A 12939-nucleotide genomic window follows, 5' to 3' on the forward strand; every position below is an offset into this window, starting at 1 on the left:
GTATCAGGCTGTGCATGCCGCCCGGGTCGTCAGCACGATCTTGCCGATATGGGTGCCCGAATCCATTAGCGCATGCGCGCCGCGCGCATCGTCGAGATCGAAGGTCCGATACATCAAGGGCTTCACCGCACCGCGCCGCATGTGCGGAAACACTGATCGCTCGAGATCCTCGATCAACGCCGCCTTTTCCTCGTGTGTGCGCGAGCGCAGCGTCGAGCCAATGTGCGTGAGGCGCTTCGCCAGCATTGGGACCAGGTCGAGTGACTGCGCCGGTCCCTTGATCACGCCGATCTGGACGATGCGGCCATTCATCGCAGCCGCGGCGTAATTTCGCGCGACGTAATCGCCGGCAATGATGTCGACGACCACATCGACGCCACGCCCGCCCGTCGCGCGCATGACCGCCTCGACGAAATCCTCGTTGCGGTAATCCACTGCGACATCTGCGCCAAGCGCAATGCTCGCGTCACGCTGCGCGTCGGAGCCGACCGTCGTGATGATCTTCGATGCGCCGAACGCCTTTGCGAGCATCGTCGCCGTGGTGCCAATCCCGGATGCGCCGCCGTGGATCAGCACGCTTTCGCCTGCCACGAAATTGCCGCGCTGGAACAGGTTCAGCCATACCGTCAGAAAGGTCTCAGGCATCGCAGCCGCCTCGACCATTGAGAGACCTTCCGGGATCGCAAGTGTGTTGCTCTCATGCGCGACTGCGTACTCCGCATAGCCGCCACCCGGGACCAGCGCGCAGACACGATCGCCGACCGCGAACCGGGTCACGTCACGGCCGACGGACACGATCTCGCCCGCGACTTCGAGCCCGGGGATGTCCGACGCGCCCGGCGGCGGATCGTACAACCCCTTGCGCTGCATGACATCGGGACCATTTACGCCGGCCGCGTGGATGCGGATCAGGACTTCGTCGGCAGCCGGCGCGGGAACAGGCCGCTGCACGGGCGCAAGGACATCGGGGCCGCCCGGCCGCGTGATGCCGATTGCGGTCATCGCCGCGGGAATGGTATGCGTTGTATGTGTCACGACTTCATCCTTTCAACATGCCGGATGCACTGCGGATTCGAGGCATTTGCCAAATCGCCGCATCGGTTGAAGGAAGTGTAGGGGCGCCGCAGGTACTTGACACGCAGCGATTCTCCGACCCTATGATGCAAATTTGCATCATGCGGGAGGCGACATGAACTGGGACGACGCACGCGTCTTCGTTGCACTCTATCGGGAAAGGACCTTGCGGGCCGCCGCACGCGCGCTCGACATCGACCAGGCGACGGTAGGCCGCAGGCTTGCCGTGCTCGAGCACGCGCTCGGCGCGACGCTGTTCTTGCGCACATCGAATGGCTATGAACTCACGCCAGTCGGCAGGATCGCGATCCGCGCGGCCGAGGCGATGGAGCAGTCGGCGCACGATCTGGTGCGCCACACGCAAGGCATGGACAAGCGCCTTGCCGGCGAGGTGAAGCTCTCGACGACTGACGCGCTTGCGCAGGAATACGTGGTGCCGGCGATCGAGCGCCTGCATGCAAAGCACCCGGACGTATCGGTGGTGCTCGACACGACCACCCATGTGCTCAATCTCGCGAAGCGTGAAGCAGACATCGCGATCCGGACCGTCAAGCCGCGAAATCCGGATCTGCTCGCGCGCCGCCTTGCGCGTTGGGAGGTGGGGCTGTTCGCGTCGCCAGACTATATGCGGCACCATGGCGAACCGGTGCCGGGGGAGCGATTCGCAGGACACGATCTCGTCGTCTACCAGCCGTATTTCGCCAAGGCGCGCGCGCCGTCGTTCGTCGGCGAACCGCTGACGGACGGTCGCATCGTCGCACGGCTAAACACGAATCTGACGCTGCGCGCGGCGCTCAAGGCCGGACTCGGGATCAGCGAGATACCCGTGCCGATGGGCGAACGCGACGGGCTCGTGCGGATCTGGCCAGACCGCTCGAACGACGCGTCATATGAGATATGGCTGGTCACGCATCAGGATCTGCGGCACACCGCGCGCATACGCGTGACGATCGACGAGATCGTCTTTGCGTTCGGCCGATAGTTCCTGATGCGCCGCTCTTGGCGATGGCGGTTATAGCGTCTTCCTCCTGAACTGGTGGAAAACGGGCGCCGTGCGATGCGCGTCCAGAGCCAAGCCATGCCATCGCGTTCCAAGGCGTGAGCGTTGTCCGTTAGCGCGGCCAGGCCTGCGAGCCGGCGCCGCGGCAAGTCAGGGACGTCGGCCTTCAGCGAGTGGTCAGGCGTCCGTGTGCCCTTGGCGCCGTAGGACGACATGCGTGGCCTTTTCCGACGCTACGGATTCAACGCATTCGTATCCCAGAGCCCGCAAGTCAACCCCTTCGAACAGCGATTCTCCCCGGCCGAGCAGGACCGGCGCGATAGCAATGTGCAGTTCATCAACGAGGCCAGCGCGAAGATACTGCTGGATTGTGCCCGGCCCGCCGCCGATCCGCACGTCCATTCCGGCAGCGGCCTCGCGCGCACGGTCGAGCGCTTCTCGGATGCCTCCTGTTATGAAGTGGAACGTCGTGCCGCCTTCCATCTCGATGGGGGGGCGAGCATGATGGGTCAAGATGAAGACTGGAACGTGATACGGTGGATTATCTCCCCACCAGCCTTTCCAGTTTGTGTCCGGCCAGTCCCCGCGAATGGGTCCGAACATGTTCCTCCCAAGAATCCAGGCTCCAATATTCTGAAAGCCACGGGCGGCGAAATCATCGTCAACCCCGGTCGTACCGCCGTCCTTGCCGAACAAGGCCCGCTGGAACGTACGTGTCGGGACTAGCCACTGGTGCAGTTCCGCCCCGCCAACGCCGAGCGGATTGTTGATGTCCTGATTCGGACCTGCTCCGTATCCGTCGAGCGAGATGGTGAAGCCCGCAACGCGAACTCGTGTCATCGTTTGCCTCCGTTTAGACGCCTGACAGGTAATCAACGGACGCCGGCGCCCGGACATGCTTATTAGGCAGTATGACTCCCCTGGGGGCAAGAGGGCTGGCCCACCGGCCAGGATCAGTGCAACAATGAGGCCGTCGGCGCACCTTGCGACGCATCCTCGGCCATGGAGGCGGACATGCTGGAAGTCGGGAAATCAAGAACTGTGGCAGCGGTGGGCAGGATTCCTGAGTCCATGCGGGCGCTGTTACGTGCATCGGCGGCCCTCGTGAGCGTCTGGTTCGCAGTGGCTTCGGCGCAGGCGCAGTCTCCGTTATTCGAGACGTTTGCCGTTCCCGCAGGCAGTGCGCCGCACGACGTCGCGCCGGCGCCCGACGGCACCGTGTGGTACACCGCGCAGGCACAGGGCGCGGCCGGAAGATTGGACCCGCGCAGCGGCAAGGCCGCCAGGGTGCAGCTCGGCGCCGGGTCGGCGCCGCACGGCGTGATCGTCGGTCCCGATGGGGCGGCGTGGATCACTGACGGCGGCCAGAATGCGATCGTGCGCGTCGACCCGAAGACACTTGCCGTGACACGCTTCCCGCTACCGAAGGACCGGCCGAACGCCAATCTGAATACAGCGGTCTTCGACAAGCAAGGGCACCTGTGGTTCACGGGGCAAAGCGGCATCTACGGCGAGCTCGACCCGGCGCGCGCCAGCATGCGCGTTTTCGATGCGCCGCGCGGGCCCGGCCCCTACGGCATCTGCGTGAGCCCGGACGGCAGCCTGTACTTCGCGTCGCTGGCCGGCAGCTATCTCGGCCGTATCGATCCCGCCAGCGGCGCGGCGCAGGTCATCGAGCCACCGACGCCAGGTCAGGGTGCGCGACGCGTATGGGCCGATTCGAAAGGGCGCATCTGGGTCAGCGAGTGGACCGCCGGGAAAGTCGGTGTGTTCGACCCGGCAACGCATCAATGGCGCGAATGGCGCCTGCCCGGCCACGACCCGCATGCGTATGCGATATTTGTCGACGACCAGGACATCGTTTGGCTTAGCGAATGGAGCGCCAACGCGCTGGTGCGCTTCGACCCGCGCACCGAGCGATTCGAAGTGCTCACGCTACCGCGCCTGCACGCGAATGTACGCCAGATGATGGGCCGCCCGGGAGAAGTCTGGCTGTCCGAGTCCGGCACCGACCATCTGCTGCGCTACCGGTCTGGCGCGGCCAATGCCAGCCGCAATTGAGCGCACTGCCACCTGGAAGCCCGAATCGTTGGGGGACTGATGCCATGCTTTGGCCAAGCTTCAGGCGACCGCACCTGGCGGCGCATGGCGTGCCAGGAACCGATCCAATTGGCCGGCGAATGCCTTGCTATCCTGTTGGGTGTACGGTGCCGGACCGCCGGTATCGACTCCTGAGCCGCGGAGCTGGTCCATCACCTCACGCATGGTCAGGCGCTCCTGGATATTCTCACGGGTAAACCAGCTTCCTCGTGGGTCGAGCACACAGGCGCCCTTGTCGAGGGCAGCGGCGGCAAGCGGTATGTCCGCCGTAATCACGAGGTCACCATTGCTGACCAGCTCGACGATGCGCTCATCGGCGGCGTCGAAACCCGCCGGCACTTGCAGTGCCTTGATAAAGCGGGAAGGCGGCGTGCGCAAATACTGGTTCGCCACCAGTGTGACGCACACTTCGACACGCTGCGCGGCCCGATACAACATTTCCTTGATGACAACCGGGCAGGCGTCTGCGTCAACCAGTACTTGCATCGCGGTATTCCAAATTAGGGGGAAACGCTCATATTACTGCCTGCACGCGACTTATTGAGGACGCCGACAAGATGGAGGGGCTATTGGAACAGAAAGGCACGGCGCTTGCGGGCACAGTTGACCTCGGTGACCTGACAGTCAATCGAGTGGCGATCATTCCACGGAAGGCGACGAAATTGCCAGTTCGATATTCCCACCAGTCCGTCCAGTCTGAAGCGGACCCTCGCGAGAGCCTCGCCGAGGTCAGCTGCTGGCCGACGGCGACGGCCGTCGCCAGAACCCTCAGGGGCCGTACCCTTGCGGTGCCGGCGGCGGGGAGTAGGGCTTGTAGTTGGCAGGCGGCGTCGCGGGCGGCGCCACAAGCATCTGGCCGTAGGCCGGGACCCGGTGTCCGCTGGCGTACATACACTGAATGTAGGCAGCGTCGTATTGGTACTGCGCGCTGTATTCTGAGTCGCTCAAAGTGCTGGCACCGCCCGCCGAACTGCTCACCGCCGCCGTGTCGGAGGCTTGATGCGGGCTCACGCCGCCAACCCTGCCCAGCGCGAACTGGCGGCAGTTGCGGTCGTCACCGAGAAACTGGTCGAACGTCTTGTTACTGCCCGGGAGCACCATCACACTGGGGCCCGACGGCATTGCAGTACAGGCGCCCACAACGAGCGCGGCCGACATCAGGAGGGGAATGCAACGCGGCTTCATCAGTACCTCTGCATTACGGTGATGGCTGGGCCGGCTCCGTTTGCCAGCCACCCGGGCAGTTCTTGATATACGGGTAGTAGCCGCTGGGCTGGTCGCAGCGGTACCACCACGCGTTCGCCGAGGCATCGACCGACCCATCGCCTTGCTCGATGTATTGCGCCGCGGGCGCGTAGTAACCGGCGTAGGAATCGCGGTATGGCCAGCCGTAGTATGGATATCCCCACCAGCCCGGCCAGCCGCCGCCTACCAGGAATGCCACGTGCGCGCGCCCATGGTGAAAACCATCATGGTGAAAACCGTCATGGTGGAAGCCATCGTGACCGTGAAAGCCGCCGCCGTGAAAGCCGCCGCCGTGGAAGCCGCCGCCGTGCATGCCACCGCCGCCACCATGACCACCGCCACGACCGCCGGCCAGCGTCGGGCCGCCGATGGCCATGGCCGCCCCTGCTACTAATGCCAGGGCGATCTTGCAAAGCCTGCGCCCGTTCATGATGTGTTCCCCGTCTTGATACCAGATTGACGCATCCGGCGCCGGCCATGGAGGCCCGGAAATTTTGGGGCGTGACGGCTCACCGGCAAGGCCCCCGGGCGCGCCTGGCCTGAGCGGACTCTGTGCTGCTATCTTAGTAAACGGCTGACAGGTCGGGTTTATTCCATCGGCTAGTCCCCGACTTCCTGTCAGGCTTTCATGACATATCGGCAGACGATGAAGTATCTCGAAGGAGTCTTCCGCGCTGACCCGCAGTTGAATATTCGGCGCAGGATGTGAGATCGGAAGGCCGGGACGGCGGGGCAAGGGGCATGCGTGGCGCGCGTTCTTTCTATATGTGAAAGGCCCTAGTTCTTTCCCGCGCCCCCTACATTCGGGAAAACATGCTCGGCTTCGGCGAAGCGGCTGCGCAGGTAGGCGATCGTTGAGGGCGGCCGGCAACACGACTCGGCGAGCAAGGTGGCCCCCAGCGTCCAGATTGACAGTGCGTGCACAGTGAAATCCACATCGCCTAAGCGCGAATCGGCGCTCCAGCGCGGATGCAAGTAGTACACGCCGCGCGTCATCCGGGTTTTCCAGGCCAGATCCGTCATTCCCGCTTCATAGGCGGAGGCCACAACGGCTTCAAGTGATGCAATGTAAGCTGGCTTCGGGCCGGCGGGGGTGTCGATGACAAGATCCAGGCCGGCCTGCAATCCCGTGCTCTTCGACGGTACGCTGGCGGCCATGATGTCTCTTGCGAACCGGTCGTGAATGTAGCGGTACGTAGCGTAGAGCAGGTCATTCTTCGATCGGAAGTGGTAGCCCACCAGTGAGGTCGCCACACCGGCTGCTTTCGCCGCGTTCCGGTAAGTCAGTTCTCCGGGCCCGTCGCCCGCCAGTATCCTGGCGCTTGCGGCGAGGATGTCCTGAAGCGCGCGAGGCGCCTTGCCAGTGCCAGACTTCGCGCTTTCTTCCTGCGACTGCTGCAACGCCTGTGCTGCGCAGAGATTGAACCACGCCGGGCAGCGCGGCTGCGCCCGCCCGATCGCTACCTCGAGACCATGCGTCACCAACTCGGCATTCAGGAGCGGGAGTAACGGATTCTGGCGGCAACCCAGCGACGCCAGTTCAATGCCCGTCAAGAATTCAAGCAGGAATCTGGATGCCTTTCTCGGGGCTGGTGTGATGTCCCGCAGCGCACGTGCGAGGAGTGCGCGGCTGCGCGCGGCCCAGGTCCTCGCCGTCCGGCGCCCGCCAGTCGTTCCGCCCCGGCCGATGCCGATCAGAGCCGAGATTCTCGCCAGCGTGCGCTCGCTGTTTGCGCCGCACGCGTCGGCAATGAGCCCCTGGGCGAGACCGAGCGCAGCTTCAACATTTGGCACGCCCGCTTGCCTGACAGCGGCATCCAACTGCGCCAGTCTCGACATGTCTCGCTTGATGGCTTCGTCGTAGATGGCGGCCAGCAGGCACGCTCTGGTTGGAAAGTAGTGCTGCACGGTGGTCGGCGAGACCTCTGCAAGCTGGGCCAGAGACCTCACCGTGATGGCAACCTCGCCGGACGTACCGAGTATCGCGGTTCCTGTCGAAATCAGGTGGGCCAGGTTGTCCTTTTCCAGCAAGTCCGCCAAGTAGTGCTCCTGTTTTGTAGACGCCGCGAACTGGCTGGGCTCGGCCTCGCACCGATGTGCGAGGGCCTGCCTGCGCTGTCCTCAATTTGCCGATCCGAAGTTTATAGCCCTGAACACCGACCAAGTACCGTTGGTGTTGCCCTCAGTGCACAACAAGATACTCAAAATTAATTGGTACAACTGTATATTTTAAGCAATTCGCATGCTCATAAATACATGAAATAAAAGAAAAAAACTCGAAAAAGTGGTGGGGATTCGGCTTGGTACGACTGTAACAACAGCGTCATGATCCCGCGACAGAATACGCGCCAGCCGATGGCAGGCTTCCGGCAGCTCAAGAGAACGAGCCTGCTTTGAAAGCAAGCAGCCGGGGCAACGGTTGTCATTTCAGGTGATCCGTGCTGGCTCGCCTTCCGGGCATCGATCGTCAAACGGGTCGACCCTAATTGTTCAAGGAATACTCTTCATGTCACTGGATCGTCGAACTTTCCTGAAGCTGAGCGGATACTTCACCGTTTCCGCCGCCGGCACCCTCATGGGGGCTTGTGGCGGCGGCGAGGAGCAGCGAGCCGTCTCCGCCATGCCTGCTGGCACCTACAGCTATCCGCAAGGCATTGGTTCTGGTGACCCGCGCGCAGACAGCGTCGTGCTCTGGACGCGCGTGGCCGGCGGGTCTTCCGGTGCTGACGTCTCGGTACGCGTGCAGCTATCGGAGCGCGCGGATTTCGCGCAGCTCCTGATGGATGTGCCGGTTGTCGTCAGCCAGAGTTTTGACTCCACGGTGCGCCACAAAGTCGTGGGCTTGCAACCCTATCGCTACTACTATTACCGGTTCATCGCCGGCAACGATGTCAGCCCGACCGGCCGCACGAAGACGGCGCCGCTGACAGGAACGGACGGTGAGCCGCAGCAAGTCAGGTTTGCCGTTCTCAATTGCCAATCCTGGACCGCGAACCATTGGGAAGCCATGCGGCTGATCACGGAAGAGGACGATCTTGACTTCGTGGTGAACCTTGGTGACTACATCTACGACCTGACCTCCGCCTCGGGGCGGGTAGAAGCGGCGCATCCCCCCCTGAAGCTGCCGGATGGCTTCAGTTTCCCCCTGCCGGGCGCCCCGAATTATCGGCTGACGACCGCAGTCACGTTGGCGGACTATCGATACCTCTACCAGACCTATCGCAGCGATCCTCGGCTGCAGAAGCTGCATGCCCGCTTTCCGATGATCTCGATCTGGGACGATCACGAGTTCGCGGACGACTGCTGGCTCGACCATGAAACCTATACGGGTTCCGAGGAAGCCCAGCCGCAACGACGCCGTGACGCCACGCAAGCCTGGTTCGAGTACATGGCAGTCGATATCAACGACGTGCAGTACGATCCGTCGTCGTCATCGTTCCAGAATATCCGCCTCAATCGTGCTTTTTCGTTTGGCAGCGTGATGGATCTTGTTATTACTGATCAGCGCTTGTTTCGAGAGGATCACCCCGTCCCCGAGGGGGCGGTGCCGCCTCCCACCAATTTCCTGGCGAAGGGCTCGCGGTACCTGATCGACAAAGCAACCCTCGACTACTACGATGCAAAGCTCACAGCGGCGACAGGCAGTCCGCCGAGCATTCTTGGCACTGCGCAAACGGCCTGGCTAAAAGACGCCCTGCTGAACTCCACCGCGACCTGGAAGGTATGGGGCAGTGAAGTCACGTTCCTGAAGCTCAACGTGCAACTGCCCAACACGGGGCCGCAGGGGGGCGAGCGGGAAGTCGTCGTCTACGGCGATAGCTGGGAAGGTTATCCCTTGCATAAGAAGGACATCACGAAGTTCATTCGTGCTAACGGGATTAGCAATGTGGTGTCGGTCTCGGGCGACATTCACGCCTTTATGGCGGGCACCGTGATGGACGACCAGGATGCGCCCGGCCCGTCTCCTGTGATGACCGATTTCGTCAGTGCAGGCATCAGCTCCGCGACGATGTATAGCCTCCTGAAGACAATGTTCGTACAGGCAGAACCAGCGATGGCGCCGCTGGTCCAGCAAAAGCAGGCGGACGGCACCATGAAGAATATCTGGGATGCGACGGCCAGGCAGTACAACCCGGAACTAGCTTATACCGACTTCGACGCAATTGGCTATGTGAGTGTCACGGTGACGAAGGACAAGTGGAGTGCTGTGCTGAACAAGGTGAACCAGGTCACCCAGCCAGGCGTTCTGCCGTCGCCGATCCTCCAGTCACGCACACGCCTCGATCTGCCGGCCGGAAGTTTTGCAATCCAGGTCACTCCGTTGTAAAGGGCGGCGTCCACGCTATGAAGGCGCCAGCAGGCGCCTTCACGGTTTTCGCCAGGCATCTGCCTTCGTCAGGTGAATCTGGAGCATTCGTCCGGAGTACCTGCATGGCACTCGCCACGAACAGGGAATCCCGGACGGGGAGGGCGTTGAATTGTGATCGTGCACAAGCTGACCAGGCTGACGCATCGTCAACTGGTTTCGATGGGAATACCGTCGCTGGTCACAGCTTCGATGTTCGTCCCTTTCTCGTTCCTGATCCAGCCGTTCTACGCTGACACGCTAGGCTTGGGCCTGGTGGCGGTCGGACAGATCATCATGTTCGGCCGCATCTTCGATGTTCTGATCGACCCGCTGGTGGGCTGGATGAGTGACCACACCCGAACGCGGTGGGGGCGCAGGCGACCATGGATGCTTGCAAGCGTGCCGGTGCTTGTGGCGGGGATCTGGCTTCTTTTCTCGCCCGCGCGTCCGGTGACGCCTGTGTACCTGCTGGGCGCCCTCATGGTCTTCTATGTGGGTGTGACCGCATTCCTGATTCCGTACCACGCGTGGGGGGCGGAGATCTCGGCCGATTATCACGAGCGTTCACGCATTGTTGCTGTCAAGATGTGGATGGTCGCAGCGGGCGTACCCCTGACCGCGCTCATTCCCAGCCTGCTCGAACGGGTACTTCACTGGGACATCGCCGGACAACTCCAGGCTCTGAGCCTGCTGTACGTGGTGATGACGCCGCTGACAGTCGCGTGCCTGCTTGCGAACGTTCCCGAGGTCGGCGCCGCTCCGCCACGGAAGCCGCGCGGCCTGGTCGCCGCCCTGAAGCACTATGGATACTGGCTGCGCCAGCCCGACTCCATGCGCTTGGGCGCGTTGAATTCCCTGATTGCCTGTTCGGAAGCGGCCAACACCGGGCTCTACGTCTTCTTCGTGACTTATTCGCTCCGGCTGGATCGGTGGGCCACCAGCTTGCTGCTCGTGCAAACTGCCGTCGGGCTGGTGTCTATTCCCCTGTGGCTTGCGATGACCAGAAAGCAGGGTAAGTCCAAGGCGCTGCGCACCGTGCTGGTCGTCGACACGGTCGTCCCCCTGATGGCGCTGCTGATTCCTGCCGGGCACCTGGCGCCGCTATTGGGCTTCGTGGTGGCGCGGGGACTGACCTGGGGGGCCGAATACATGATTCTGCGCTCCCTGCTGGCCGACCAGATCTATCGCCACGCGATGCAAACGGGGGATGACAGCGCAGGTGCGTCCTATGCGGTGTTTCAACTTACGCAAAAAATCGCGGGAGCCGTGGCGGTCGGCCTGATCTACGGGGGGCTGGCCTGGCTCGGCTTTGATCCTGCGCATGGGCACCTCGACGCAGATGGTCTGGTACGTAGCGCGTTTGCGGTGCTGCCAGCGGCGTTGAGCGGCGTGTCGCTGCTGCTGTCCGCCGGGCTTGAGCCAGGCGTGCAGGCACCGACGACGGCGTCGAGGAAGTAGAGAAGCGCTCTCGGTCAAGCTGAATTCGGCCGACTTCCAGCGCGGCGGCATCAGCGCCGCCGATGATGCGAAGCGGGTGTTCGAGTGCTCAATCCGCTCAACATCGACCTGATCGCAAACAGCTAGTTTGGACCCGTCTTTCTGCTCCAGAGCCTATGACACTGGCTTGGGCTCTCTGAGGAGCTACCCAAGTATCTTGCCCCTTGCCGGCCTCCCCGCGTGGCCCCCATGGCGCCGGCAGCAAACGGCACGCCAACTTGCCAGTTCATGCGCGCGGCGACGGCAGTTGCGTGCTTGCCCTTGCGCGCTCGACAAATTCGAAGACGAGCATGCCGGCGACCATGGCGGCCACGAAGCCGATGGCCTTCGGATAGCCCGCACCCAGGGCCACCAATGCGGGGCCCGGGCAAAAGCCCGCCAGGCCCCAGCCGATGCCGAACGTGGCGCTGCCCAGCACCAGCCGCAGCGTTATGTTCGCGCTTGCCGGCAATTGCATCGGCAAGCCGAGGAGCGAGCGCTTGCGGCGCCTGGCAATGAGGAAGGCGAGCGAGCCCAAGGCAATCGCGCCGCCCATCACGAAAGCCAGGGACGGGTCCCAGGTGCCTGCAAGGTCAAGAAAGCCCAGCACCTTGGCCGGGTTGGCCATGCCGGAGACCATCAGGCCAATGCCGAACAGCAGGCCCGCGAGGAGTGCAGTCATGGCGGTCATCTCAACCTCCAATCAGGTGCCGTTGGACCAGAACTGTCAGGAATCCGGTCGCCATGAACGTCAGCGTGGCGACCAGCGAGCGGATGGAGCCGCGCGAGATGCCGCACACGCCGTGGCCGCTGGTGCAGCCGCTGGCGTAGCGGGTGCCAAGGCCTACCAGGAAACCGGCGGCCAGGATTTCACCCCAGCCCGCCTGGATATCCGCAACGGCGGGCATGCCCAACAGGCCCGCAACAAGAGGGGCGCCGACCAGACCGGCGAGGAAGGCCAGGCGCCAGGCCATGTCGTGGCGCGGCAGGCTCAGCAGGCCGCCGAAGATGCCACTGATGCCGGCGATGCGGCCGTTGAACAGCACCAGGACGGCTGCCGCCGCGCCGATGATGAGACCACCGGCCAGTGACAGGCCGGGCGTGAAGTTGGCGAGGTCAATCAGCATGTCCGGTCCTTGGGGTTGGCGCAGAACTGTTCATAGAGGACCGTCATGACGGCCAGCGCCTGGGGGCTCGCTACCGAATAGAAGATGTTCTTGCCGTCACGGCGCGTCGTCACCAGGCTTTGCTCGCGTAGCACGCCGAGCTGTTGAGACAGCGTTGGCTGGCGGATGCCGAGCTGTTCCTCCAGTTCGCCGACAGACAGCTCGCCTTGGGACAGGCGGCACATCAGCAGCAGGCGGTCCGGATTGGCCAGCACCTTGAGCAGCGCACAGGCGTTTGTCGCAGCGGCTTGCATCGTGGCGAGGTCGATCGTTGCGTGGGCCTGGTCCATGGGTCATCCAGCACTTTGCTTAACTATATTATATAAAACGATATAATGTATGTCAATAGAATGTTTGGCACCCAAGGAGGCAAGCAACCGAAGGAACTGCACGGCGCGAAGGCGGCTGTGCTCGCCCCGGCGGTGCGCAATGCAAAACTGTGCTTCCCTGGCAGGCGCCTGTTTGTACGTACCGGGGGGCACCCGGGAAATCTAATCTGGTGACACCGCAACGATCCGAACCCCGACCCA

At 63.0% G+C, this 12939-nt stretch carries 14 protein-coding genes; 5 read left to right on the top strand and 9 right to left on the bottom strand.

Features of this window, described 5'->3' with window-relative positions:
• Positions 1-3: 3 nt before the first annotated feature.
• Entirely contained in the window at positions 4-1002 is a 999-nt protein-coding gene (locus ACREYQ_RS22370; RefSeq protein ID WP_432262624.1) for an NAD(P)H-quinone oxidoreductase, read from the bottom strand.
• A gap of 187 nt (positions 1003-1189) precedes the next feature.
• Between ACREYQ_RS22370 and ACREYQ_RS22375 the strand changes: the two genes are divergently transcribed.
• On the top strand, positions 1190-2056 hold the full coding sequence (locus ACREYQ_RS22375; RefSeq protein WP_432262345.1) for a LysR family transcriptional regulator: 867 nt from the start codon (positions 1190-1192) through the stop codon (positions 2054-2056).
• Between the two features lie 195 nt (positions 2057-2251).
• On the opposite strand, the gene ACREYQ_RS22380 is transcribed toward ACREYQ_RS22375, so the two are convergent.
• Entirely contained in the window at positions 2252-2914 is a 663-nt protein-coding gene (locus ACREYQ_RS22380) for a dihydrofolate reductase family protein (protein WP_432262346.1), read from the bottom strand.
• A 231-nt stretch (positions 2915-3145) separates the two neighbouring features.
• Between ACREYQ_RS22380 and ACREYQ_RS22385 the strand changes: the two genes are divergently transcribed.
• Positions 3146-4135, top strand: coding sequence for a Vgb family protein (locus ACREYQ_RS22385; RefSeq protein WP_432262625.1), 990 nt, complete (start codon positions 3146-3148; stop codon positions 4133-4135).
• Positions 4136-4195: 60 nt separating this feature from the next.
• Here the strand turns inward: ACREYQ_RS22385 and ACREYQ_RS22390 are convergent, their stop codons facing one another.
• From ACREYQ_RS22390 to ACREYQ_RS22400, 3 genes are all read right to left on the bottom strand, one after another.
• Positions 4196-4660, bottom strand: coding sequence for a YaiI/YqxD family protein (locus tag ACREYQ_RS22390; protein WP_432262347.1), 465 nt, complete (start codon positions 4658-4660; stop codon positions 4196-4198).
• 282 nt (positions 4661-4942) lie between these two features.
• A complete protein-coding gene (locus ACREYQ_RS22395; RefSeq protein ID WP_432262348.1) occupies positions 4943-5359 on the bottom strand; it encodes a glycine zipper family protein in 417 nt (138 codons plus the stop codon).
• Between the two features lie 13 nt (positions 5360-5372).
• Positions 5373-5618 (bottom strand): hypothetical protein, encoded by a 246-nt coding sequence (locus ACREYQ_RS22400; RefSeq protein ID WP_432262349.1) that lies wholly within the window; start codon positions 5616-5618, stop codon positions 5373-5375.
• 27 nt (positions 5619-5645) lie between these two features.
• Between ACREYQ_RS22400 and ACREYQ_RS22405 the strand changes: the two genes are divergently transcribed.
• Positions 5646-5813 (top strand): hypothetical protein, encoded by a 168-nt coding sequence (locus tag ACREYQ_RS22405; protein WP_432262350.1) that lies wholly within the window; start codon positions 5646-5648, stop codon positions 5811-5813.
• Between the two features lie 383 nt (positions 5814-6196).
• Here ACREYQ_RS22405 and ACREYQ_RS22410 read toward each other — a convergent pair whose 3' ends face one another.
• Positions 6197-7459, bottom strand: coding sequence for a TetR family transcriptional regulator (locus tag ACREYQ_RS22410; protein ID WP_432262351.1), 1263 nt, complete (start codon positions 7457-7459; stop codon positions 6197-6199).
• 466 nt (positions 7460-7925) lie between these two features.
• Between ACREYQ_RS22410 and ACREYQ_RS22415 the strand changes: the two genes are divergently transcribed.
• The gene (locus ACREYQ_RS22415; protein WP_432262352.1) at positions 7926-9746 is read left to right on the top strand and encodes an alkaline phosphatase D family protein; all 1821 of its coding nucleotides are present in this window, start codon (positions 7926-7928) and stop codon (positions 9744-9746) included.
• A 159-nt stretch (positions 9747-9905) separates the two neighbouring features.
• A complete protein-coding gene (locus tag ACREYQ_RS22420) occupies positions 9906-11225 on the top strand; it encodes an MFS transporter (RefSeq protein WP_432262353.1) in 1320 nt (439 codons plus the stop codon).
• Positions 11226-11490: 265 nt separating this feature from the next.
• On the opposite strand, the gene ACREYQ_RS22425 is transcribed toward ACREYQ_RS22420, so the two are convergent.
• From ACREYQ_RS22425 to ACREYQ_RS22435, 3 genes are read right to left on the bottom strand one after another with little or no spacing between them, the layout of a single operon-like run.
• Positions 11491-11934 (bottom strand): DUF6691 family protein, encoded by a 444-nt coding sequence (locus ACREYQ_RS22425; RefSeq protein ID WP_432262354.1) that lies wholly within the window; start codon positions 11932-11934, stop codon positions 11491-11493.
• 1 nt (position 11935) lies between these two features.
• Positions 11936-12370: a YeeE/YedE family protein gene (locus ACREYQ_RS22430; protein WP_432262355.1), complete on the bottom strand. Its 435-nt coding sequence runs from the start codon at positions 12368-12370 to the stop codon at positions 11936-11938.
• On the bottom strand, positions 12364-12699 hold the full coding sequence (locus ACREYQ_RS22435) for a metalloregulator ArsR/SmtB family transcription factor (protein ID WP_432262356.1): 336 nt from the start codon (positions 12697-12699) through the stop codon (positions 12364-12366). Before ACREYQ_RS22435 ends, ACREYQ_RS22430 begins: the two co-directional genes overlap by 7 nt.
• Positions 12700-12939: the final 240 nt, after the last annotated feature.

Source organism: Cupriavidus sp. TMH.W2, assembly GCF_050847365.1.
In the GTDB taxonomy this organism is placed as follows: domain Bacteria; phylum Pseudomonadota; class Gammaproteobacteria; order Burkholderiales; family Burkholderiaceae; genus Cupriavidus.

Bases quoted from the DNA above. Each gene is read 5' to 3' on its own strand.
- ACREYQ_RS22390 (WP_432262347.1), bottom strand. From the start codon at position 4,660: ATGCAAGTACTGGTTGACGCAGACGCCTGCCCGGTTGTCATCAAGGAA.
- ACREYQ_RS22435 (WP_432262356.1), bottom strand. From the start codon at position 12,699: ATGGACCAGGCCCACGCAACGATCGACCTCGCCACGATGCAAGCCGCT.
- ACREYQ_RS22385 (WP_432262625.1), top strand. From the start codon at position 3,146: ATGCGGGCGCTGTTACGTGCATCGGCGGCCCTCGTGAGCGTCTGGTTC.
- ACREYQ_RS22370 (WP_432262624.1), bottom strand. From the start codon at position 1,002: ATGACCGCAATCGGCATCACGCGGCCGGGCGGCCCCGATGTCCTTGCG.
- ACREYQ_RS22395 (WP_432262348.1), bottom strand. From the start codon at position 5,359: ATGAAGCCGCGTTGCATTCCCCTCCTGATGTCGGCCGCGCTCGTTGTG.
- ACREYQ_RS22425 (WP_432262354.1), bottom strand. From the start codon at position 11,934: ATGACCGCCATGACTGCACTCCTCGCGGGCCTGCTGTTCGGCATTGGC.
- ACREYQ_RS22405 (WP_432262350.1), top strand. From the start codon at position 5,646: ATGGTGAAAACCGTCATGGTGGAAGCCATCGTGACCGTGAAAGCCGCC.
- ACREYQ_RS22375 (WP_432262345.1), top strand. From the start codon at position 1,190: ATGAACTGGGACGACGCACGCGTCTTCGTTGCACTCTATCGGGAAAGG.
- ACREYQ_RS22430 (WP_432262355.1), bottom strand. From the start codon at position 12,370: ATGCTGATTGACCTCGCCAACTTCACGCCCGGCCTGTCACTGGCCGGT.
- ACREYQ_RS22415 (WP_432262352.1), top strand. From the start codon at position 7,926: ATGTCACTGGATCGTCGAACTTTCCTGAAGCTGAGCGGATACTTCACC.
- ACREYQ_RS22380 (WP_432262346.1), bottom strand. From the start codon at position 2,914: ATGACACGAGTTCGCGTTGCGGGCTTCACCATCTCGCTCGACGGATAC.